Annotated in this window: 14 protein-coding genes and 1 pseudogene; 11 read left to right on the forward strand and 4 right to left on the reverse strand. The window is 61.2% G+C overall.

The window, feature by feature from the left end; translation table 11 throughout:
- Positions 1 to 83: 83 nt before the first annotated feature.
- From BLW11_RS00855 to cobA, 10 genes and pseudogenes are all read left to right on the forward strand, one after another.
- Positions 84 to 323: a type II toxin-antitoxin system RelB/DinJ family antitoxin gene (locus BLW11_RS00855; RefSeq protein WP_019827369.1), complete on the forward strand. Its 240-nt coding sequence runs from the start codon at positions 84 to 86 to the stop codon at positions 321 to 323.
- Positions 313 to 600: pseudogene (locus BLW11_RS00860) on the forward strand (type II toxin-antitoxin system RelE family toxin). Before BLW11_RS00855 ends, BLW11_RS00860 begins: the two are co-directional and overlap by 11 nt.
- Before the next feature lie 122 nt (positions 601 to 722).
- Complete coding sequence (locus BLW11_RS00865) at positions 723 to 1,934, forward strand: CmpA/NrtA family ABC transporter substrate-binding protein (RefSeq protein WP_048362090.1); 1,212 nt, start codon at positions 723 to 725, stop codon at positions 1,932 to 1,934.
- Positions 1,935 to 1,948: 14 nt separating this feature from the next.
- A complete protein-coding gene (locus BLW11_RS00870) occupies positions 1,949 to 2,524 on the forward strand; it encodes an ANTAR domain-containing response regulator (RefSeq protein ID WP_019827366.1) in 576 nt (191 codons plus the stop codon).
- 313 nt (positions 2,525 to 2,837) lie between these two features.
- Entirely contained in the window at positions 2,838 to 4,049 is a 1,212-nt protein-coding gene (locus tag BLW11_RS00875; RefSeq protein WP_048362089.1) for a nitrate/nitrite transporter, read from the forward strand.
- 7 nt (positions 4,050 to 4,056) lie between these two features.
- Positions 4,057 to 5,727, forward strand: coding sequence for a bifunctional protein-serine/threonine kinase/phosphatase (locus tag BLW11_RS00880; protein ID WP_048362088.1), 1,671 nt, complete (start codon positions 4,057 to 4,059; stop codon positions 5,725 to 5,727).
- 402 nt (positions 5,728 to 6,129) lie between these two features.
- A complete protein-coding gene (nirB, locus tag BLW11_RS00885) occupies positions 6,130 to 8,583 on the forward strand; it encodes a nitrite reductase large subunit NirB (protein ID WP_048362087.1) in 2,454 nt (817 codons plus the stop codon).
- Complete coding sequence (gene nirD, locus BLW11_RS00890) at positions 8,580 to 8,897, forward strand: nitrite reductase small subunit NirD (RefSeq protein WP_048362086.1); 318 nt, start codon at positions 8,580 to 8,582, stop codon at positions 8,895 to 8,897. Before nirB ends, nirD begins: the two co-directional genes overlap by 4 nt.
- Positions 8,897 to 11,614, forward strand: coding sequence for a nitrate reductase (locus tag BLW11_RS00895; protein ID WP_048362085.1), 2,718 nt, complete (start codon positions 8,897 to 8,899; stop codon positions 11,612 to 11,614). The genes nirD and BLW11_RS00895 overlap by 1 nt, the downstream gene beginning before the upstream one ends.
- Positions 11,615 to 11,624: 10 nt before the next feature.
- Entirely contained in the window at positions 11,625 to 12,368 is a 744-nt protein-coding gene (gene cobA / locus BLW11_RS00900) for a uroporphyrinogen-III C-methyltransferase (RefSeq protein WP_048362084.1), read from the forward strand.
- A gap of 81 nt (positions 12,369 to 12,449) precedes the next feature.
- On the opposite strand, the gene garD is transcribed toward cobA, so the two are convergent.
- From garD to BLW11_RS00920, 4 genes are all read right to left on the reverse strand, one after another.
- Positions 12,450 to 14,003, reverse strand: a complete 1,554-nt coding sequence (gene garD / locus BLW11_RS00905; RefSeq protein WP_048362083.1) for a galactarate dehydratase — start codon at positions 14,001 to 14,003, stop codon at positions 12,450 to 12,452.
- Between the two features lie 11 nt (positions 14,004 to 14,014).
- Positions 14,015 to 15,370, reverse strand: coding sequence for an MFS transporter (locus BLW11_RS00910; protein WP_048362082.1), 1,356 nt, complete (start codon positions 15,368 to 15,370; stop codon positions 14,015 to 14,017).
- A gap of 164 nt (positions 15,371 to 15,534) precedes the next feature.
- On the reverse strand, positions 15,535 to 16,446 hold the full coding sequence (gene kdgD / locus BLW11_RS00915; protein ID WP_048362081.1) for a 5-dehydro-4-deoxyglucarate dehydratase: 912 nt from the start codon (positions 16,444 to 16,446) through the stop codon (positions 15,535 to 15,537).
- 326 nt (positions 16,447 to 16,772) lie between these two features.
- A complete protein-coding gene (locus BLW11_RS00920; protein WP_048362168.1) occupies positions 16,773 to 17,522 on the reverse strand; it encodes a FadR/GntR family transcriptional regulator in 750 nt (249 codons plus the stop codon).
- A 337-nt stretch (positions 17,523 to 17,859) separates the two neighbouring features.
- On the opposite strand from BLW11_RS00920, the gene BLW11_RS00925 reads away from it, so the two are divergent.
- Positions 17,860 to 21,075, forward strand: coding sequence for a S8 family serine peptidase (locus BLW11_RS00925; RefSeq protein WP_053069589.1), 3,216 nt, complete (start codon positions 17,860 to 17,862; stop codon positions 21,073 to 21,075).
- Positions 21,076 to 21,094: the final 19 nt, after the last annotated feature.

Raw genomic sequence — 21,094 nt, forward strand, 5'->3', positions numbered from 1 at the left:
AACACTTAACTGCCCAATGGCACTTGCAAAAGAAACGAGCAGAGGCCAACGTAATGACAAACGTCATTACACGAGTCAAAACCATGGCCTCCATCAATATCCGCATCGACGATGAACTCAAAGCCCGCGCCTACAAGGAACTTGAGCGTTTGGGTGTCACCCCCTCGGAACTGGTCCGCCAGGCATTGCAGTACGTTGCCGAACGCGGCCAACTGCCCTTTCGCCCCATGCTGGTGACAGAGGAAGACGAAGCACTGATCAACACCGTGCGCGAACGCCTGGCAGCGCCGCAAAGGGTCAAGGTGACACTGGATGACCTTTGATCTTGAGTTTGACCAGCGCGCACTCAAGGAATGGCACAAGCTCGCAGACACGGTCAGGCAGCAATTCAAGAGTAAATTGTCAGAGGTGTTGCTCAACCCCCGTGTTGAGGCCAATCGGCTGCGCAAGTTGCCGGACTGCTACAAAATCAAGTAGCGCAGCGCGGGTTACCGCCTGATCTATCAGGTCATTGATCAAGAGGTTGTGGTGTTCGTCGTCGCCGTTGACAAGCGCGAACATGAGGCCGCGTATCGCAAGGCGCAAGACCGCTTGAAGTAGGCCAACCCATCAAAGGCAACCGCGACTCCAAAGCCCTGTAAAAGCGGGTTTTCAACTGGGTTTACCCCTCTGGCATATGCCTTGCACCCTCGCAGTATGCTTTTCGCGAAGGTGCACCTCCCATGATCGAACCATCCGCCGGCCCCCTGGCCTGGGTCAACGGCAGCGACGCCCCGGAAAAAACCGAAATCAACCTCGGTTTCATGGCCCTCAGTGATTGCGCCTCGGTGGTGGTGGCCGCCACTCAAGGGTTCGCCCAGCCTTTTGGCCTGACCCTGAATCTCAAGCGCCAGTCGTCCTGGGCCAGCCTGCGGGACAATCTGGTCAACGGCCAGCTCGACGCGGCCCACAGCCTCTACGGTCTGATCTACGCCGTGCATTTGGGGATCGGCGGCGTGGCGGCCAGCGACATGGCCGTGTTGATGGGGCTCAATCAGAACGGCCAGAGCCTCAACCTCTCCCACGGCTTGCAAGCGCTGGGTGTGACCCGTCCTGAGGCGCTGCAACAGCACGTGCACCAAAGTCGCTCAAAACTGACTTTCGCCCAGACGTTTCCTACCGGCACCCATGCCATGTGGCTGTATTACTGGCTGGCGAGCCAGGGCATCCATCCGCTGCAAGACGTCGACAGTGTGGTAGTGCCGCCGCAGCAGATGGTTGCGCACTTGCAGGCGGGCCGCATTGACGGTTTTTGCGTCGGCGAGCCCTGGGCCGCCAGTGCGGTCAAACAAAACATGGGGTTCACCCTCTCCACCACCCAGGCGCTATGGCCCGACCACCCGGAAAAAGTGCTCGGCTGCACCCGGGCATTCGTCGAGCAGTACCCCAATACCGCCCGGGCGCTGGTGATGGCGATCCTCGAAGCCAGCCGTTTTATCGAGCAAAGCGACGAAAACCGTCGCAGTACCGCCCAGTTGTTGAGCGCCCCCGAGTATCTGAATGCGCCCGTTGAGTGCATCGAGCCGCGCCTGCTCGGCAACTACAGCGACGGGCTGGGCAACCACTGGCAAGACCCCCACGCGTTGCGCTTTCATGGCGACGGTGAGGTCAACCTGCCTAACCTGTCCGACGGCATGTGGTTCATGACTCAGTTCCGCCGCTGGGGCTTGTTGCGCGAAGACCCGGATTACCTCGGCGTTGCCCGACAGGTCCAGCAACTGGCGCTGTACCGCGACGCCGCCAGCGCCGTGGGTGTGAGCGCCGGTGGAGCGAACATGCGCAGTAGCCAGCTGATCGACGGCAAGGTGTGGGACGGCTCGGACCCCGCAGGTTATGCACGAAGCTTTGCGCTGCATGCCATGAGCGCCAGCGCTCCCCTTCTTGCCCGTCGTTGACTGGAGCCTGCCCCATGCTGCGTATCTTGCTGATCAACGACACGGCGAAAAAAGTCGGCCGCCTCAAAGCCGCGCTCAGCGAAGCCGGCTTTGAGGTGATCGACGAATCAGGCCTGACCATCGACCTGCCCGCGCGCGTCGAAACGGTGCGCCCGGATGTGATTCTGATCGATACCGAGTCACCCAGCCGCGATGTGATGGAGCAAGTGGTGCTGGTTTCACGGGACCAGCCACGGCCGATTGTGATGTTCACCGACGAGCACGACCCCGGGGTGATGCGCCAGGCGATCAAGTCCGGGGTCAGCGCTTACATCGTCGAGGGCATTCACGCACAGCGCTTGCAGCCGATTCTTGATGTGGCCATGGCCCGCTTTGAAAGCGACCAGGCCCTGCGCGCCCAACTGCACGCCCGCGACCAGCAACTGGCCGAGCGCAAGCGCATCGAACTGGCCAAGGGCCTGTTGATGAAAATGAAAAGCTGCAACGAAGAAGAGGCCTACACCCTGATGCGACGCCAGGCCATGAGCCGCCAGCAAAAGCTGATTCAGGTCGCGGAGCAGATCATTGCCATGAGTGAGCTGCTGGGCTGACACCCTTGCCTGTAAATACTTCAACTGTGGGAGAGAGCCTGCTCGCGAAGATCATTCGCGAGTAGGCTCGCTCCCACGGGGGGTGAGTTACTCACCTGTTGGCACACTTCTCGCTACGCATTCATTACCGGTAACCAACGGCGGTTGCCCCACCTACGACAAAGACGTCGCTCTCCTCATTCGCCCATGGCGAGTCAGGCAGCGGCGTTTTTTCGTTTTGGCCCCAGTGAACGGGGCCGGTGGTGCGGCCGTTACGGCGCCCCATCGCTAGCTCATGACTCCTTCTCGAAACGATTAACCGTTGAGGTGCGCGATGAATTCAAGCTTCTGGAAATCCGGTCATACCCCGACCCTGTTCGCGGCGTTTCTCTATTTCGACCTGAGTTTTATGGTCTGGTACCTGCTCGGCCCGATGGCGGTGCAAATCGCCGCCGACCTGCAACTGACCACCCAACAGCGCGGGCTGATGGTGGCCACGCCAATTCTTGCCGGCGCCCTGCTGCGCTTTGTGATGGGCCTGCTGGCTGATCGCCTGTCACCGAAAACCGCCGGGCTGATCGGCCAGGTGATTGTTATCTGCGCACTGTTTGTTGCCTGGAAGCACGGTATTCACAGCTACGAACAAGCCCTGGTGCTGGGGCTGTTTCTGGGCATGGCTGGCGCCTCGTTCGCGGTTGCCCTGCCGCTGGCTTCGCAGTGGTATCCGCCACAGCATCAGGGCAAGGCGATGGGCATCGCCGGTGCGGGCAACTCGGGCACCGTGTTCGCCGCCCTGCTGGCCCCGCTGCTCGCCGCCGCCTACGGCTGGAGCAATGTGTTCGGCTTTGCGCTGATCCCGTTGGTGCTGTGCATTTTCGTGTTCGCCTGGCTGGCCAAAAACGCCCCCGAGCGGCCAAAAGCCAAGTCCATGAGCGACTACTTCAAGGCCTTGGGCGACCGCGACAGCTGGTGGTTCATGTTTTTCTACAGCGTGACTTTCGGTGGTTTTATCGGCCTGGCCAGCGCCCTGCCCGGCTACTTTAACGATCAATACGGACTGAGCCCGGTGACCGCGGGTTACTACACCGCCGCCTGCGTCTTCGGGGGCAGCCTGATGCGACCTTTGGGCGGTGCGCTGGCAGATCGCTTCGGCGGGATTCGCACCCTGCTGGGGATGTACGCCGTAGCGACGATCAGCATCGCGGCCGTAGGTTTCAACCTGCCCAGCTCCTACGCGGCACTGGCACTTTTTGTCTGCACCATGCTGGGACTGGGTGCAGGCAACGGCGCGGTTTTCCAATTGGTGCCGCAGCGCTTTCGCCGTGAAATCGGCGTAATGACCGGCTTGATCGGCATGGCCGGTGGCATCGGAGGTTTCGCCCTGGCAGCGGGCATGGGTGCAATCAAGCAAAGCACTGGCAGCTATCAACTGGCCTTGTGGCTGTTCGCCAGCCTCGGTGTTCTGGCCTGGTTTGGCCTGCACGGGGTCAAACGCCGCTGGAGAACCACCTGGGGCTCTGCTGCCGTGACCGCTGCCCGCGTGTGAGGCCGTCATGAGCCTGCAACTGAGCTTTGCCCACGCCAGCGCCATCGGTCCTCGCGCAGAGAATCAGGACGCGCTGCGCGAGGTCACGCCAGTGCCGTTGCTGGCAGCGAGCAAGGGTTATTTGTTCGCCATCGCCGATGGTGTCAGCCAATGCGCCGACGGAGGTCTGGCCGCTCGCTCGACGTTGCAGGCGCTGGCGCTGGACTACTACGCCACGCCTGAAACCTGGAGCGTCGCACAGGCGCTGGAGCGCTTGCTGCTCGCGCAAAACCGCTGGCTTCAAGCCAATGGCGGCGGGCAACCGCTGCTGACCACTGTCAGTGCACTGGTGTTGCGCGGCCGGCGATTTACCCTGGCCCATGTCGGCGATTGCCGGGTGTATCGCTGGCATGGCGAAACCTTGCAGCGCATCAGCGAAGATCACGTATGGGATCAACCCGGCATGCAGCATGTGCTCAAGCGTGCGTTGGGGCTTGATCAACATCTGGTGGTGGATTTTCTCGACGACCAATTGCGTCAGGACGAGACCTTTGTACTGCTCAGTGACGGTGTGTGGTCGACCTTGGGCGATACCGCCATCGCCGCCATTTTGCGTGACCTGCCCGATTTGCAAAGCGCTGCCCACACCCTGGTCAACGCGGCGCATCGGGCTGGCAGCCAGGACAACGCCAGCGCCCTGCTGGTAAGGGTCGACACCCTGGGCGAAAGCGACATCGGCGATGCCTTGATGCAGTTGCAGCAATGGCCGTTACCGCCCGTACTGAGACCGGGGCAACACTTTGAGGGCTGGCAGGTAGAAAGCCATCTTGGCCAGAGCCAGCAATCGCTGCTCTACCGGGTTCGCGACGCGCAACAACAGCCCTGGCTGCTGAAAACCCTGCCGGCCCGTCTGCACGACGATCATCAGGCCGGGCAGGCATTGCTGTCGGAAGAATGGTTTCTCAAGCGCGTGGCCGGGCGGCACTTTCCTGAAGTACACCCTGCCAGTCAGCGTCAGCATCTGTACTACGTGATGCGTGAATACGCAGGCATTACCCTGGAAAAACTCTACGCCAGGGGTGGGCCGCTGCCCTTGGCCCAATGGCTGGATCTGGCCGAGCGCCTGCTACGGGCTGTGGGGCTGCTACACCGGCGGCAGATTTTTCACCGCGATATCAAACCGCACAATGTGCTGCTGAGTGACGACGGCGAGTTGCGCGTGCTGGACTTCGGGCTGGCCTACTGCCCGGGCCTGTCAGAGGACTTGCCATCGGCACTGCCCGGCACACCCAGTTATATCGCTCCGGAAGCCTTTCGCGGCGAAAAACCCGCCGCCCGACAGGATCTGTATGCAGTGGGCGTTACACTTTATTACCTGCTGACCGGGCACTATCCCTACGGCGAAATCGAAGCCTTCCAGCGCCCGCGCTTTGGTGTGCCGGTGAGCGCCAGTCGATATCGCCCCGACCTGCCGGAATGGATTGCCCACAGCCTGGAACGCGGCGTTGCGGCCGATCCGCAGCAGCGCTTTGAAACGGCCGAGGAATGGTTGCTGCAACTGGAACAGGGCGAACGCCAGAGCCTGAACGTGCGCCCCAGGCCCTTGCTGGAGCGAGAGCCACTGATGGTGTGGCGGGCGGTGGCATTGATGTCGTTATTGATCAATCTGGCGCTGATGTTTTTGCTGCTTCACACATAACAGCCGCTCGAAAACCCTGTAGCCGCTGACGAGGAACGAAGGCTGCGATCGATGTGCCGCATCACACCGATCGCAGCCTCGCTCCGCTCCTCAGCGGCTACAGGAGTAACGCTCCAATATCGGGCGCGACGCGTTTATTCAGTGCACAAACCCCTCTCCCAAAAACATCTTCGCCCTTTAAACATGGGCGTTGGCCGACTTGGCACAACCGCTGCATTGGCTAATCCATCAATCATAAAACCCGGCCTTCAACGACGAAGAACGGGGTTCCCGAGAGAACGGGACAAGGACAAAGGCGTCCTCGCTAGGTAACTGGCGGGACGCCTTTTTTTGTTTGCGCACAATTTGTCGAGCAAGGCCGCAATGCCCCTATAAGGCAGGCCCCAGCTCCCGGAGAACCTGATGAAAAAACTAAAACTGGTGATGGTCGGCAACGGCATGGCCGGGGTTCGCACCCTGGAAGAATTGCTCAAGCTGAGCAATGAGCTGTACGACATCACGGTCTTCGGCGCCGAACCCCATGCCAACTACAACCGAATCCTGCTCTCTCCGGTGCTGGCCGGTGAGCAGACCTTCGAAGAGATCGTGCTCAACGATCTGGACTGGTACCTGGAAAACAACATCAAGCTGCTGCTCAGCCGCAAAGTCGTGCAGATCGATCGGGCAAAACGTCGGGTCATCGCCGACGACGGCACCGAGGCCGAATACGACCGCCTGCTGATCGCCACCGGTTCCACGCCGTTCATTCTGCCCATCCCTGGCAACACGCTGGATGGCGTCATCGGTTACCGCGACATCGCCGACACCCAGGCGATGATCGACACCGCCAAAACCCACAAGCACGCGGTGGTCATCGGTGGCGGCCTGCTCGGTCTTGAGGCGGCCAACGGCCTGATGCTGCGCGGCATGCACGTGACCGTGGTGCACATCGGCGAATGGTTGCTGGATCGCCAGCTGGACCCTATCAGCGGCCAACTGCTGCAAACCGCCCTTGAGGCACGCGGCCTGCATTTTCGACTGCGCGAACAGACCAACGCGTTGCACGACGCGGGCAACGGCCGGGTAGGCTCGGTCGAGTTCAAGAACGGTGACATCATCCCCGCCGATCTGGTGGTCATGGCTGCCGGCATCCGCCCCAATACCGAACTCGCCGAGCGCGCAGGCATCCCGTGCAACCGCGGGATCCTGGTCAACGACACCCTGCAAACCTATGACCCGCGCATTTACGCCATCGGCGAATGCGCCAGCCATCGCGGCATCGCTTACGGCCTGGTGGCGCCACTGTTCGAGCAAGCCAAGGTGTGCGCCAACCACCTCGCGCAACTGGGCTTTGCCCGCTACCAGGGCTCTGTCACCTCGACCAAGTTGAAGGTCACCGGCATCGACCTGTTCTCCGCTGGCGACTTTATGGGCGGTGAAGGCACCGAAACCATCACCCTCAGCGACCCTATCGGCGGGGTCTACAAAAAACTGGTGATCAAGGACGACATTCTGGTGGGCGCCTGCCTGTACGGCGACACCGCCGACGGTGGCTGGTACTTCCGCCAGATCCGTGAGAATCACGCCATCGGTGAGATCCGCGATCACCTGATGTTTGGTGAAAACGCTATTGGCGACGTAGGCCACCAGGGCCAGGACAAAGCCATGGGCATGGCCGACACCGCCGAAGTTTGCGGCTGCAATGGCGTGTGCAAAGGCACCATCGTCAAGGCGATCCAGGAACACGGGCTGTTCAGCGTCGACGACGTCAAAAAACACACCAAGGCCGCCAGCTCCTGCGGCTCCTGCACCGGTTTGGTAGAGCAGATTCTGATCAACACCGTGGGCGGCGCCGCAGACGTCAAACCCAAAAGCGAAAAAGCCATCTGCGGGTGCAGCGACCTCAACCACGGGCACATCCGCCAGGCCATCCGCGAACAGCATCTGCTGACCATCGCCGCCACCCTGAGCTACCTGAACTGGCGCACGCCCAACGGCTGCGCCACCTGCCGCCCGGCACTCAACTACTACCTGATCTCCACCTGGCCGGGCGAAGCAAAAGATGACCCGCAATCGCGCCTGATCAACGAGCGCGCCCACGCCAACATTCAAAAAGACGGCACCTACTCGGTTGTTCCGCGGATGTGGGGCGGTGTGACCAACCCGTCCGAGCTGCGGCGTATTGCCGACGTGGCCGACAAGTACAACGTGCCGATGGTCAAGGTCACGGGCGGGCAGCGCATCGACTTGCTGGGGATCAAGAAGCACGACCTGCCGGGCGTGTGGAAGGATCTGGACATGCCTTCCGGCCACGCCTACGGCAAATCCATCCGTACCGTGAAGACCTGCGTGGGCAGCGAATTCTGCCGCTTCGGTACGCAAAATTCGACACAGCTGGGCATCGAGCTGGAGCACGACCTGTTCAATATGTGGTCGCCGCACAAGGTCAAACTGGCGGTGTCCGGTTGCCCGCGCAACTGCTCGGAAGCAGGCATCAAGGACGTAGGGATAATCGGCGTGGACTCCGGCTGGGAGATGTATATCGGCGGTAACGGCGGGATCAAAACCGAGGTCGCCGAGTTCTTCGTCAAGCTCAAGACCGCCGAGGAAGTGCGCGAGTACAACGGCGCCTTTTTGCAGCTGTATCGCGAAGAAGCCTTCTACCTCGAACGCACCGTGCATTACCTGCAACGGGTCGGCATGGAGCACATCAAAAAGGCAGTGCTCGAAGATCCCGACCGGCGCAAGGCGCTCAATGATCGCCTGCAATTCTCCCTGTCGTTCGAGCAAGACCCGTGGAAGGAACGCCTGGCTCAGCCCCAGCTGAAAAAAGAGTTCGACGTTATCCCGCTGAAAAACCTCGAGGTGCTGGCATGAACTGGCTGGATATCTGCGCACTGGATGAAATTAACGCCCTGGGCTCACGGATCATTGCCGGGCCAAAAGGCGATATCGCGATTTTTCGCACCAGCGACGATGAAGTGTTCGCCCTCGACGACCGCTGCCCGCACAAGGGCGGCCCGCTGTCCCAGGGGTTGATCTACGGCAAGCGCGTTGCCTGCCCGCTGCACAACTGGCAAATCGACCTGCAAACCGGCGAAGCCCAGGCTCCGGACATTGGCTGCGCCCATCACCACCCGGCGCGGGTCGAAAATGGCCGCGTGCAGCTGGCCCTGCGGGACGCAGGCTGATGAACCGCCAGATCACCGCCTCCACCTGCTGCTATTGCGGGGTCGGCTGCGGCGTGCTGATCGAACATGACGGCGAGCGCATTCTCGGCGTCAGCGGCGATCCGGCACACCCGGCCAACTTCGGAAAATTGTGCAGCAAGGGCTCGACGCTGCACCTGACTGGCGACCTCAACGCTCGCGCGCTGTACCCGCAATTGCGCCTGGGCAAGGACCTTGCCCGTGGCCGCACCGACTGGGACAGCGCCCTGGATCACGCCGCCAGCGTGTTCGCCGCCACCATTGCCGAACACGGCCCCGACAGCGTGGCGTTTTACATTTCCGGGCAGTTGCTGACCGAGGATTACTACGCCTTCAACAAACTGGCGCGGGCGCTGGTGGGCACCAACAACATCGACAGCAATTCGCGGCTGTGCATGTCCTCGGCCGTAGTCGGCTACAAGCGCAGCCTGGGCGCCGATGCACCGCCTTGCAGCTATGAAGACCTTGAGCTGAGCGACTGCGTGATGATCGTCGGCAGCAATATGGCCTACGCCCATCCGGTACTGTTTCGCCGATTGGAGGAGGCAAAAGTTCGGCGCCCGGCCATGAAAGTCATCGTCATCGACCCGCGCCGGACCGACACCTGCGATCTCGCCGACCTGCATCTGGCGATTCTGCCCGGTACCGATGTCGCTTTGTTTCACGGGATTTTGCACTTGCTGTTGTGGGAAGACTGGATCGACCGTGACTTTATCCAGGCTCACACCCAAGGTCTGCCCGAGCTGAAAAGCCTGGTGCGCGACTACACCCCACAGATGGTGTCGCAGCTGTGCGGCATCAGCGTCGAGCAATTGCAGCAATGCGCCGAATGGGTCGGCACCTCGCCGAGTTTTCTGTCGTTGTGGTGCATGGGCCTTAACCAGTCCACCGCCGGCAGTGCGAAAAACAGCGCCCTGATCAATCTGCATCTGGCCACCGGGCAGATCGGCCGTCCCGGTTCAGGACCGTTCTCGCTGACCGGTCAACCCAATGCCATGGGTGGGCGCGAAACCGGCAGCCTGTCCAACCTGTTGCCCGGCCACCGCGAGGCCGCCAATGCCGAGCATCGGGCCGAAGTCGCCGCGTACTGGGGGGTTGAGCAACTGCCGCACACCACCGGCCTGAGCGCCATCGAGCTGTTTGAGCAGATGGCCAGCGGCAAGATCAAAGCCGTGTGGATCGCCTGCACCAACCCCGCGCAATCCATGCCGGATCAGACCGCTGTGCGGGCGGCATTGCTGGCCTGCCCGTTTGTGGTGCTGCAAGAGGCATTTCATACCACCGAAACCGCCGCTTTCGCTGACCTGCTGCTGCCCGCCGCCAGTTGGGGCGAAAAGGACGGCACGGTGACCAACTCCGAACGGCGTATTTCCCACGTACGCAAAGCCATCGCAGCACCGGGAGAGGCGCGCTCCGATTGGGCGATCACTGTGGATTTCGCTCAACGCCTGGAAAAATATCTGCGCCCTGCGCAACCCGGCCTGTTTGCATTTGAAACCGCGGCGCAGGTGTTCGATGAGTACAAGCACCTGACCCGGGGCCGTGACCTGGACTTGTCGGGTATCAGCCATGCGGTACTCGATGCCATTGGCCCGCAACAGTGGCCCTTCCCTGCCGGCGCCCGCGAAGGCACGGCTCGCCTGTATCTGGACGGGATTTTTCCTACTGCCACGGGTCATGCCCAGTTTGTGGCCGACCCTTATCGGGCCGCCAAGGAGCAACGGGATGCGCGCTTTCCGCTGACCCTGATCACCGGTCGCCTGCGTGACCAATGGCACGGCATGAGCCGCACCGGCACCTCCGCGCAATTGTTCGGCCACGTCAGTGAAGCGGTGTTGAGCCTGCACCCGGACGAACTGCGCCGCCATCGCTTGCAACCCGGTGACTTGATCAGCCTCAAAAGCCGACGCGGGGCGGTGATCATGCCGGTCAGCAGCGATGACAGCGTGCGTCCGGGGCAAGCGTTTTTACCGATGCACTGGGGTGACCGCTTTCTCAAGGGCGGGGTCAACACCCTGACCCTGCCGGCTTTCGACCCCCTGTCCAAACAACCGGAGCTAAAACACAGCGCCGTTCGGCTGGAGCCGGTGCAATTGCCCTGGCATCTCTTCGCCCTGATAGAGGGCGATGTACAACAGAAATTCGAGACGCTGCGCCCGCTCTGCGAAGCCTTTTCGTATGTGAGTTTCAGCCTGACGGGCCGCGAGCGCCCTGCGCTGTTGATCCGTGCGGCCAGCGCCAGCGCGCCAGACCCGCAACTGCTGCGCGACATCGACCAATGCCTGGGGCTCAACGAGGGCCCGGTGCTGGCTTACGACGACCCGCGTCGCTCCATCGGCAAACGGGTACGTATCGAACATGGCCGCATTACCGCCATTCGACTGGCCGGCGAAACCCTCGCCCAGCACTGGCTGCAAAGCCTGTGGCTGGAAGGTCGCGCCGACGAACAGCTGCGGCGCTGGCTGCTGGCGCCATTGAGCGCCCCCCCCGGCAACGTCGACACCCCGGCCGGGGGCAACAAGATTGTGTGCAACTGCAAGAACGTCAGCCAGAGCGCGGTATGTGCCGGCATCGACCAGGGGCTGGACTTGCAGGGGCTGAAAAATACAGTGGGCTGCGGAACGCAATGCGGTTCCTGCGTCCCGGAAATCAAGCGTTTGCTGGCTGCCCAGGCGCAGCCGATCGCCGTCATCGCGTAAGGAAATCACAATGAATGCAAAAGTCTGGCTGGTGGGTGCAGGCCCGGGTGATCCGGAGCTGCTGACGCTCAAGGCCGTGCGCGCCCTGCGCGAAGCGGATGTGGTGCTGATTGACGATCTGGTCAATGACGCCGTGCTGGAGCATTGCCCGGCGGCCCGGGTGATTTCGGTGGGCAAGCGTGGAGGGTGTCGTTCGACGCCACAGGCATTTATTCATCGTCTGATGCTGCGTTATGCCCGTCACGGCAAATGCGTGGTGCGGCTCAAGGGCGGCGATCCGTGCATCTTCGGCCGTGGTGGCGAAGAAGCGCAGTGGTTGCGTGAACACGGGGTTGAGGTGGAATTGGTTAACGGCATTACGGCCGGGCTGGCAGGTGCCACGCACTGCGATATCCCGCTGACCCTGCGCGGCGTGGCCCGAGGCGTGACGCTGGTGACGGCGCACACCCAGGATGAGAGCCAGGTGAACTGGCAGGCACTGGCGCAAAGCGGTACCACGCTGGTGGTGTACATGGGCGTGGCCAAATTGAGCGAGATCCGCGAGCAATTGTTGGCGGGGGGCATGGCCGCGGATATGCCCGTAGCCATGATTGAAAATGCGTCCCTGCCCCATCAGCGCGAATGCCGCAGCCACTTGAGCGCGATGGAACATGACGCCGGGGCCTTCGAACTGAAAAGCCCGGCGATTCTGGTGATAGGCCGCGTGGCGGCCCATGCGCAACAAAACCTGCGGGAACAGAGCCTATGCGGTTAAGCCGTTACTCCGCAGCAATCCATTCGCGAGCAGGCTCGCTCCCTCCACAGACTTTCCACCGTAAATCCGTGGTCTGGCAGGTCAGGTAATCGGCGCCGGGTTGAACAAGGTGATGTCGTTGTGCAATTTGTGCCGCTCGGCCCAGGTGTGCTTTTTGCCACTGGCCACGTCCAGGTAATAGTGGAAGAGCTCCCAGCCGAGGTCTTCAATACTCACGCGCCCGGTGGCAATGCGCCCGGCGTCGATGTCGATCAGATCCGGCCAGCGTTGCGCCAGCTCGGTGCGGGTCGAGACTTTCACCACAGGTGCCATCGCCAGACCATAGGGCGTACCGCGCCCGGTGGTAAACACGTGCAGGTTCATCCCGGCGGCCAGCTGCAGGGTGCCGCACACAAAGTCGCTGGCGGGCGTGGCACAAAAAATCAGCCCTTTGCGCGTGAAGCGCTCGCCAGGGCCCAGTACGCCATTGATCGCACTGCTGCCGGATTTGACGATAGAACCCAGGGATTTTTCGACGATATTCGACAACCCGCCCTTTTTGTTGCCCGGGGTGGTGTTGGCGCTGCGATCCGCTTCGCCTTTGGCCAGGTAGCGGTCGTACCAGTCCATTTCGCGCACCAGCTCCTGAGCCACGGCCCGGGTTTCAGCGCGTGAAGTCAGCAAGTAGATGGCGTCGCGCACTTCGGTGACTTCGGAAAACATCACCGTCGCCCCCGCCCGCAGCAGCAGGTCCGAGGCATACCCCAGTGCAGGGTTGGCGGTGATCCCGGAAAACGCATCGCTCCCGCCGCATTGCATGCCCAGAATCAACTCGGACGCCGGCACGGTTTCGCGGCGGCGCTGGTCGAGTTTTTTCAATCGGATTTCGGCCAGCGCCATGATCTGTTCGACCATTTCGTTGAAGCCCTGGGTGGCGTCCTGCAAGCGATACAGCCACGGCTCGCTGAGGTCCACCGAGCTGTCGTTATCGTGCATCACCTGGCCGGCCTGCAATTTCTCGCAGCCCAGGCTGATGACCAGCGCTTCGCCCCCAAGGTTGGGGTTGCGCGCCAGATTGCGCACGGTACGGATCGGGATGTAGGCATCGGTGGCACTGATCGCCACCCCGCAGCCGTAGCTGTGGGTCAGCGCCACCACGTCATCGACATGGGGGTAACGGGGCAGCAGCTCATCCTTTATCCGCTTGACGGCATGGTTCAGCACCCCGGTCACGCACTGCACCGTGGTGGTGATGCCCAGGATATTGCGCGTGCCCACGGTACCGTCGGCGTTGCGATAGCCCTCGAAGGTGTAGCCCTCAAGCGGCGCCTGCGCGGGCGGAACATCGGTGGCCATCGGCAGGCTGTCCAGCGACGGTGCGGTGGGCATGCGCAGCTGGTCTTCATTGACCCAGCGGCCACGGGCAATCGCTCGCAAGGCATAGCCGATGACCTGGCCGTAGCGAATCACCTCGCCACCTTCGGCAATGTCGACCAGCGTGACCTTGTGGCTTTGGGGCACAAAGTCCAGGGTCACCAGGCCATCCGCAAACACTGTCCCGGCCGGTACACCCTGGTCGTTGACCACGACCGCAACGTTATCCAGAGGGTGCAAGCGGATCGAGCGCGGCGAGTCGGAATGTTCAATCAATGTCATGACGCCGCTCCTCAAGAATGGACAGGTGTGAGTTCAGCGATTTTCGGCCCGCTGGACGGTGGTTCTTTAAGTACCACACGCTTGATCGGTCCTACGATAACCAGGTAGCTGAATACCGCCACCAATGCGTTGCAACCGACAAACACCAACGCCCATTTGAACGAGCCAGTGGAGCTGATGATGTAGCCGATGACGATGGGGGTAGTGATCGAAGCAATGTTGCCGAAGGTGTTGAACAGACCACCGCTCAGCCCGGCGATCTGTTTGGGCGAGGTGTCGGAGACGACGGCCCAGCCCAGTGCACCTACGCCTTTACCGAAGAACGCCAGGGCCATAAAGCCGACGACCATCCATTCAACATCCACGTAGTTGCACGCCACGATGCTGCTCGATACCAACAGGCCAACGATGATCGGCGCCTTGCGGGCAAAGGTCAGAGAATGGCCTTTACGCAGCAGGTAATCGGAAATCACCCCGCCCAGCACGCCGCCGATAAACCCGCAGATAGCGGGCAATGAGGCGACAAAACCGGCCTTGAGGATGGTCATGCCGCGCTCCTGTACCAGATACACCGGAAACCAGGTCAGGAAGAAATAGGTAATACCGTTGATGCAGTACTGCCCCAGATACACGCCGAGCATCATGCGATTGGTCAATAGTTGACGTATGTAATCCCACTTTGGACCGTCAGCCTTTTTGCCTTTTTGGTCCATGTCGACCATGCCGCCGTTTTCAGCGATGTACTTGAACTCAGCGTCGTTAATGCCCGGGTGTTCGCGAGGGCTGTAGATCACTTTCAGCCAGATGCCTGAAAACACGATACCGAACAGGCCCATGACAATAAACACGTGTTCCCAGCCGTAGGAATACACGATCCAGCCCATCAACGGAGCGAACAATACCGTGGCGAAGTACTGCGCCGAGTTGAAAATGGCGGATGCCGTGCCACGTTCTGCCGTCGGAAACCAGGCCGCCACGATGCGGGCGTTACCGGGGAAGGATGGCGCTTCGGCCAGACCGACCAGAAAACGCAGCATAAACAGCGCAACCACCGCTGTAGACATGCCGAACTCACCGACAAAACCTTGCAGTACCGTGAACAGTGACCAGGTGAAGATGCTCAGGGCGTAGACTTTTTTCGAACCGAATCGATCGAGCAGCCACCCCCCGGGGATTTGCCCGGCCACGTAGGCCCAGCCAAATGCGGAGAAGATGTAACCCAGAGTGATGGCGTCGATGCCGAGGTCTTTTTGCAGGCTGGAGCCCGCAATGGCGATGGTCGCACGGTCTGCATAATTGATCGTGGTCACCAGAAAAAGCATGAGCAAAATCAAATAGCGAACGCGCGTAGGCTTGGTCGCTTGCATGTAGTACTACTCCCACTGATTATTTTTATGCGCGGGTTAATATTTTTTGATGTGGCGGACTTTCAGGTGACGCTGTGTGTGATTCTTTGGGAGAATTTTTACAGCCGCCGAGCATATTCCCTTACGCAAAAGGCCGCTGATTACTCAGCGGCCTTGATACTTGCTTACTGCGGGCCTTGCTTGTCGATCAAGGCGGCCAGTGCTTCGTACTCTTCTGGCAACAGATCGGTCAGCGGGGTACGTACCGGGCCTGCGGTGTAACCGGAAATGGTTGCACCGGCCTTGACGATACTCACGGCGTAACCGGCCTTGCGGTTGCGGATGTCCAGGTACGGCAGGAAGAAGTCATCGATGATCTTGCCCACGGTGGCGTGATCTTCACGGGCCACGGCGTGGTAGAAATCCATCGCGGTTTTCGGGATGAAGTTGAACACCGCCGAGGAGTAAACCGGTACGCCCAGCGCCTTGTACGCGGCAGCGTAAACTTCGGCAGTCGGCAAACCGCCCAGGTAGCTGAAGCGATCACCGAGGCGGCGGCGGATCGACACCATCAACTCGATGTCACCCAGGCCATCCTTGTAGCCGATCAGGTTCGGGCAGCGCTCGGCCAGACGTTCCAGCAGCGGCGCAGTCAAACGGCAAACGTTGCGGTTGTAGACAATCACGCCGATTTTTACCGACTTGCACACCGCTTCAACGTGGGCGGCAACGCCGTCCTGGCTGGCTTCAGTCAGGTAGTGCGGCAGCAGCAGCAAACCTTTGGCGCCCAGGCGCTCGGCTTCTTGAGCGTATTCGATGGCCTGGCGAGTCGAACCGCCGACACCGGCAAGGATCGGCACGCTATTGGCGCAGGTATCGACTGCCGTTTTGATCACTTGCGAATATTCGCTGGCCGCCAGGGAGAAGAACTCACCGGTACCACCGGCAGCGAACAGGGCCGAAGCGCCATACGGGGCCAGCCATTCCAGACGCTTGATGTAGCCCTCACGGTGGAAATCACCTTGAGCATTGAAGTCTGTCAGCGGGAACGACAACAGACCGGAAGAGAGGATGGACTTCAGTTCTTGTGGATTCATTATTCGAACACCCTGGGAGCACGTTGTGATGAAAAATACGTTAGCGCTTCGCTACGTCGTACGTCATCGTACAACTTAATAAGGTAACGTCAATCTCATTTCTTGCAATCGTGCTTGCCGGCGGCTGAATTTTGGATAATGAAAAGCACAAAGCCCTTCTATTACGGGCTTTGTAGGAGCCAAACAGAGTCGGAATTTAATTTCAGAACAGAGGTAGGTTGTCTGAGAAGTGGCTTACATCGGTACCTGCTGAGGAGGTACTTAAACCGTGGGAGCGAGCCTGCTCGCGAAAAACATTCGCGAGCAGGCTCGCTCCCACAGGGGCCTTACCCGCGTTGCGCTTCTGCTGCTTCATGGGCATGACGCAGGCGCTCGCGGCTGTTGGTCAGGTGCAAGCGCATGGCCGCACGGGCAGCTTCCGAATCCTGACGGGCAATGGCCTGGTAAATCTCTTCGTGCTCGCGGCTCAGCCGGTTCATGTACTGCTGCTGGTCATCATGGGCCAGGCGCGCCGAATTGAGCCGGGTACGCGGAATGATGCTGGTGCCCAGGTGGCTCATGATATCGGTGAAGTAACGGTTGCCGGTCGACAGCGCAATCTGCAAATGGAACTGAAAGTCCGAGGCCACGGCATCACCATCACGGGCGGTGTTCTCGTTCAGCGCATCCAGCGCCGCACGCATCGCAGCCAGTTGCTCGGCACTGCGACGTTGCGCAGCCAACCCGGCCGACTCCACTTCAAGGCTGATACGCAGTTCAAGAATCGCCAGTACATCGCGCAAGGTCACAACGGTCGCCGGGTCGATCCGAAAACCGCTCGGGCTCGGCGTATCCAGCACAAAGGTGCCGATACCGTGCCGGGTCTCGACCTGCCCGGCGGCCTGCAGACGGGAAATCGCCTCGCGCACCACCGTGCGGCTGACGCCATGCGCTTCCATGATCGCTGACTCGGTGGGCAACTTGTCGCCACGCTTGAGCATGCCGTCGCGGATCTGCTCGGACAGCACCGTCACCAACTCTTGCGCGAGGCTGCGGCGCTTGCGAGGGAGGCGGGGTACGTCGGTCTGGTTATCCATGGTGAACATTTTTCTCGAATTCAAAGGGATCGGGAGCACTGATCATTAAAGCAGCCGAACAATCGACTTGGCGGATCTGTACGCGGCACTGCACTGCCCCCGTATAGGCGCATGATAGCTCAAGCGAGTTGTACGATCACCTGCTGACCGCCAATACCTTGTACCCCCCCTCCCCCGCTGCAGCCCCCAGCCGCCGCCGCTTTGCAAAAAAAGGACACATAATTTTCCCTACAGCATTAGCTGAGCCCTCCCGCACAAAACCCAGCCACCGCTGATACGTATCCTGTTTCAGTTTGCCCACGCTGCCCAGCTCACTTCAGATAAAGAATCTTTAGCCATGCTGAGCCCCGACACACGCGACAAAAGGCCCCAAGACGAAACCATCCCCTCATCATTACCCACCGCAACCTCCATCCTGCTGCTCGCTGGCCTGTGGACGCTCCCTGCACAAGCACTGGCGTACCACGAACAGGGGAATTTGCACGACGCCGCCAGCTGGCGCAGCGATGAGTTCAAGCTGAACTGGGGGCTGGGCGCCATTGGCGCGGATGCGGCCTATGCCCGCGGGCTCAGTGGCAGCGGGATACGCCTGGGCATTGTCGACACCGGCGTTGACCTGCGCCATGGCGAATTCGCCGGAAAACCTCATTACGCACTTCGCCTGGCAGATCCCGGGTGCGAAAGAGAGACACTGCCCACCGATACGTCCGATGGATGCTTTCTCAGCGATGGCGACCGCGCCAGCATCGAGTACAACGACTTGCCGCCGCAGGCTCTGGCCGCACTGCAAGAACTGGTGGCAGACGGCGAGCTCACCCAGGATGAACTCACCCAGTACATCGACACGCTGGGGACCCAATACAACGGCCACGGCACCCACGTTGCCGGGATCATGCTGGCCAATCGCGATGGCGCAGGCAGCCACGGTGTTGCCTATGCAGCCAACCTGAGCACGGTGCGATCGTTCAGCAATACCTACAACTTTCTCCCGCCTTCGTTTGACAACACCCAGCTCGTCGAGCCAACGCCCCCCGATGCATTTATTACAGCCTATGCCCGGTTCCAAGAGCAGAACGTGCGCGCCATCAACCACAGCTGGGGCCTTTCCACCAGGCTGGACACCGCAGAAGAACTGGATACGGCCCTGCAAGGCATACGCCCGGGGTTAGGCGCCACACTTGCCCGTGGTTCACAAAGCACAGGGGTTTTACAGGTTTTTGCGGCGGGCAATGTCCGCGACCAGAACCCGGGCGAGTCCCCGCAAACGGCCCCTTTTGCCGGCATGCTCGCCACGCTGCCCAGGGCCATGCCCGAGCTTGAGCCGTACTGGCTGAGTGTGGTCAATGTAAACCGCAGCCTTGGCCTCAAAGCCGGTTCGATGCGCTGTGGTTACAGCATGGACTGGTGCCTCGCCGCCCCGGGCACCGAGGTCAAATCCGCCATCGTCAGCGGCGAGATCGATGTCGAAAAACTCTATGACACAGACGGCGAGGTCAATGGATTCAGGACCGTGGCCGACCGCCCGACCTTTGGCTATGCCACCTATACCGGCACCTCCATGGCCACCCCCCATGTCACCGGCGCGCTCGGTGTGTTGATGGAGCGCTTTCCCTATTTGAGCAACACGCAGATCCGCGATGTGTTGCTGACCACTGCGCAAGACCTGGGTGACCCCGGCGTGGATGACGTGTATGGCTGGGGCCTGGTCGACCTCAAAAAGGCCATCGACGGGCCTGGGCAACTGCGCGTCGACACCACTGTGGCCATGGACCGCCGGGCCGGTGGCGCGGTGGTCTGGCAAGGCGGCGCCTGGGATGACTGGCGCAACGACATCAGTGGCCCGGGCCGACTGGGCAAAACCGGCGATGGCTGGCTGCGCCTCAGCGGCGACAACAGCTTTGCAGGGGCGACTCTCAACGGTGGCATCCTGGAACTCGATGGTCACAACCGCTTCACCCGCGATATCAATGTCGCGGGCGGGTTATTGCGACTCAACGGCACCTTGCAGGGCACTGACCTCAACGTGACCGGCGGCATCGCCCATATCAGCGGCCGGCAAACCGACGCCATGACCCGGGTGGGCACGGCCGGTTTTCTCAGCGGCGATGGCACACTGGCTGACACCCAAGTGCTGGGCACGATTGCCCCCGGCAGTGAACAGCGCCCGCTGACGGTCAACGGCGACTACCAGCAAGGCCCGGGCTCGACGCTGATCGCCACGGCGGGAAAAAACCCTGACACACCGGCGCTGCAGGTCAGCGGCCAGGCCCGACTGGGAGACAGTACGCTGCGTCTGTCACCGGCCCCCGCCGTATTCACCCTGGGCCAGCATTACCGCGTGCTGCAGGCCGACGCGGGCATCGAGGGCGATTTCACCAGGATTGATCATCGGGCGTTCTCCCCCTTTCTCAGCTTCACCCGGACCCTCGACGCCCACACAGCGGGGTTTGATGTGGCCCGCGGCCTGCCACTGGCCTCAGCCGCCAACACCGCCAACCAGCGCGCCACGGCCAGGGCCGCCGACCACCTAGCCATGTCCGAGCCGCTGGCGCAGCGCCTGACCTCGCTGTTCCCGGAGCAAGTGCGGCCTGCACTGGACCAGCTCAGCGGTGAAGTGCACGCCAGCACCCAGTCGGTCATGATCGAAAACAGTCAGTTACTGCGCGACGCAGCGCTGGCGCGTGCGCGAGGAGCACTCGACACCCCCTCCCGGCAGACAGGCAACTCACGACAAGGCCTTTGGGTACAGTCACAGCATCAAAACGGGCGCCTGGACGGTGACGGCAATGCGGCGTCCGCCAGCCACAAGCATTCAGGCGTACTGATCGGCGCCGACCACGACTTCGATCAAGGTTCCCGCGCCGGGGTGCTGCTGGCCAGCGGTCAAGTCAGCGTCAAAACCGGTGGTAGCAAAGCCACCCTCTACAGCAACCAGATCGGCCTGCATGCAGGGCATACCTGGGATGCGCTGGGGTTATACGGCGGCCTCAGCTATGGCCAGTCCCAAGTACAGACCCGGCGCCACGTCAGTTTTGCCGGGGTCGATGAAAGCCTGTCCGCCGAATACCGCAGCCAGATCCACCAGGCGTTTATCGAAGGCAACTATCGTTTGAGCCAGGGTGCATGGGATTGGCAGCCGTTTGTGCAATTTGCCAGTGTGCGCACCCGCAGTGACGGGTTCCGCGAAATCAGTGCCAGAAGCGCCTTGAAAGGCCGCACCGCCAACAGCGTGGTTAACCTGACCACCAGCGGCGTGCGCTTGAATGTGGACTTGAGCAGAACGTCGACGGGGCCCTCCTGGCTAAGCCTCAACGCCAGTGCGGCCTACACCCGCGCCAATGGCGATCTGACCCCTACGGCCGATGTCGCCTGGCAAGGGGCAAGCACGATGCGCATCGCCGGCGCACCGCTGAACAGCACAGCGTTGAACCTGAACCTGGGCGCGGTGGCACGGCTCACCCGCAGCAGCTCAGCCAGCATGAGCCTGAGTGATCAGCGCGGTGACCGTGCGCAAGAACGCAGCGTGTCGGCGCAGTATCAATTTGACTTCTGAAGACCGGGCGCAACAGCGC

Origin of the sequence: Pseudomonas deceptionensis (assembly GCF_900106095.1) — a bacterium.
Classification (GTDB): Bacteria; Pseudomonadota; Gammaproteobacteria; order Pseudomonadales; family Pseudomonadaceae; genus Aquipseudomonas; species Aquipseudomonas deceptionensis.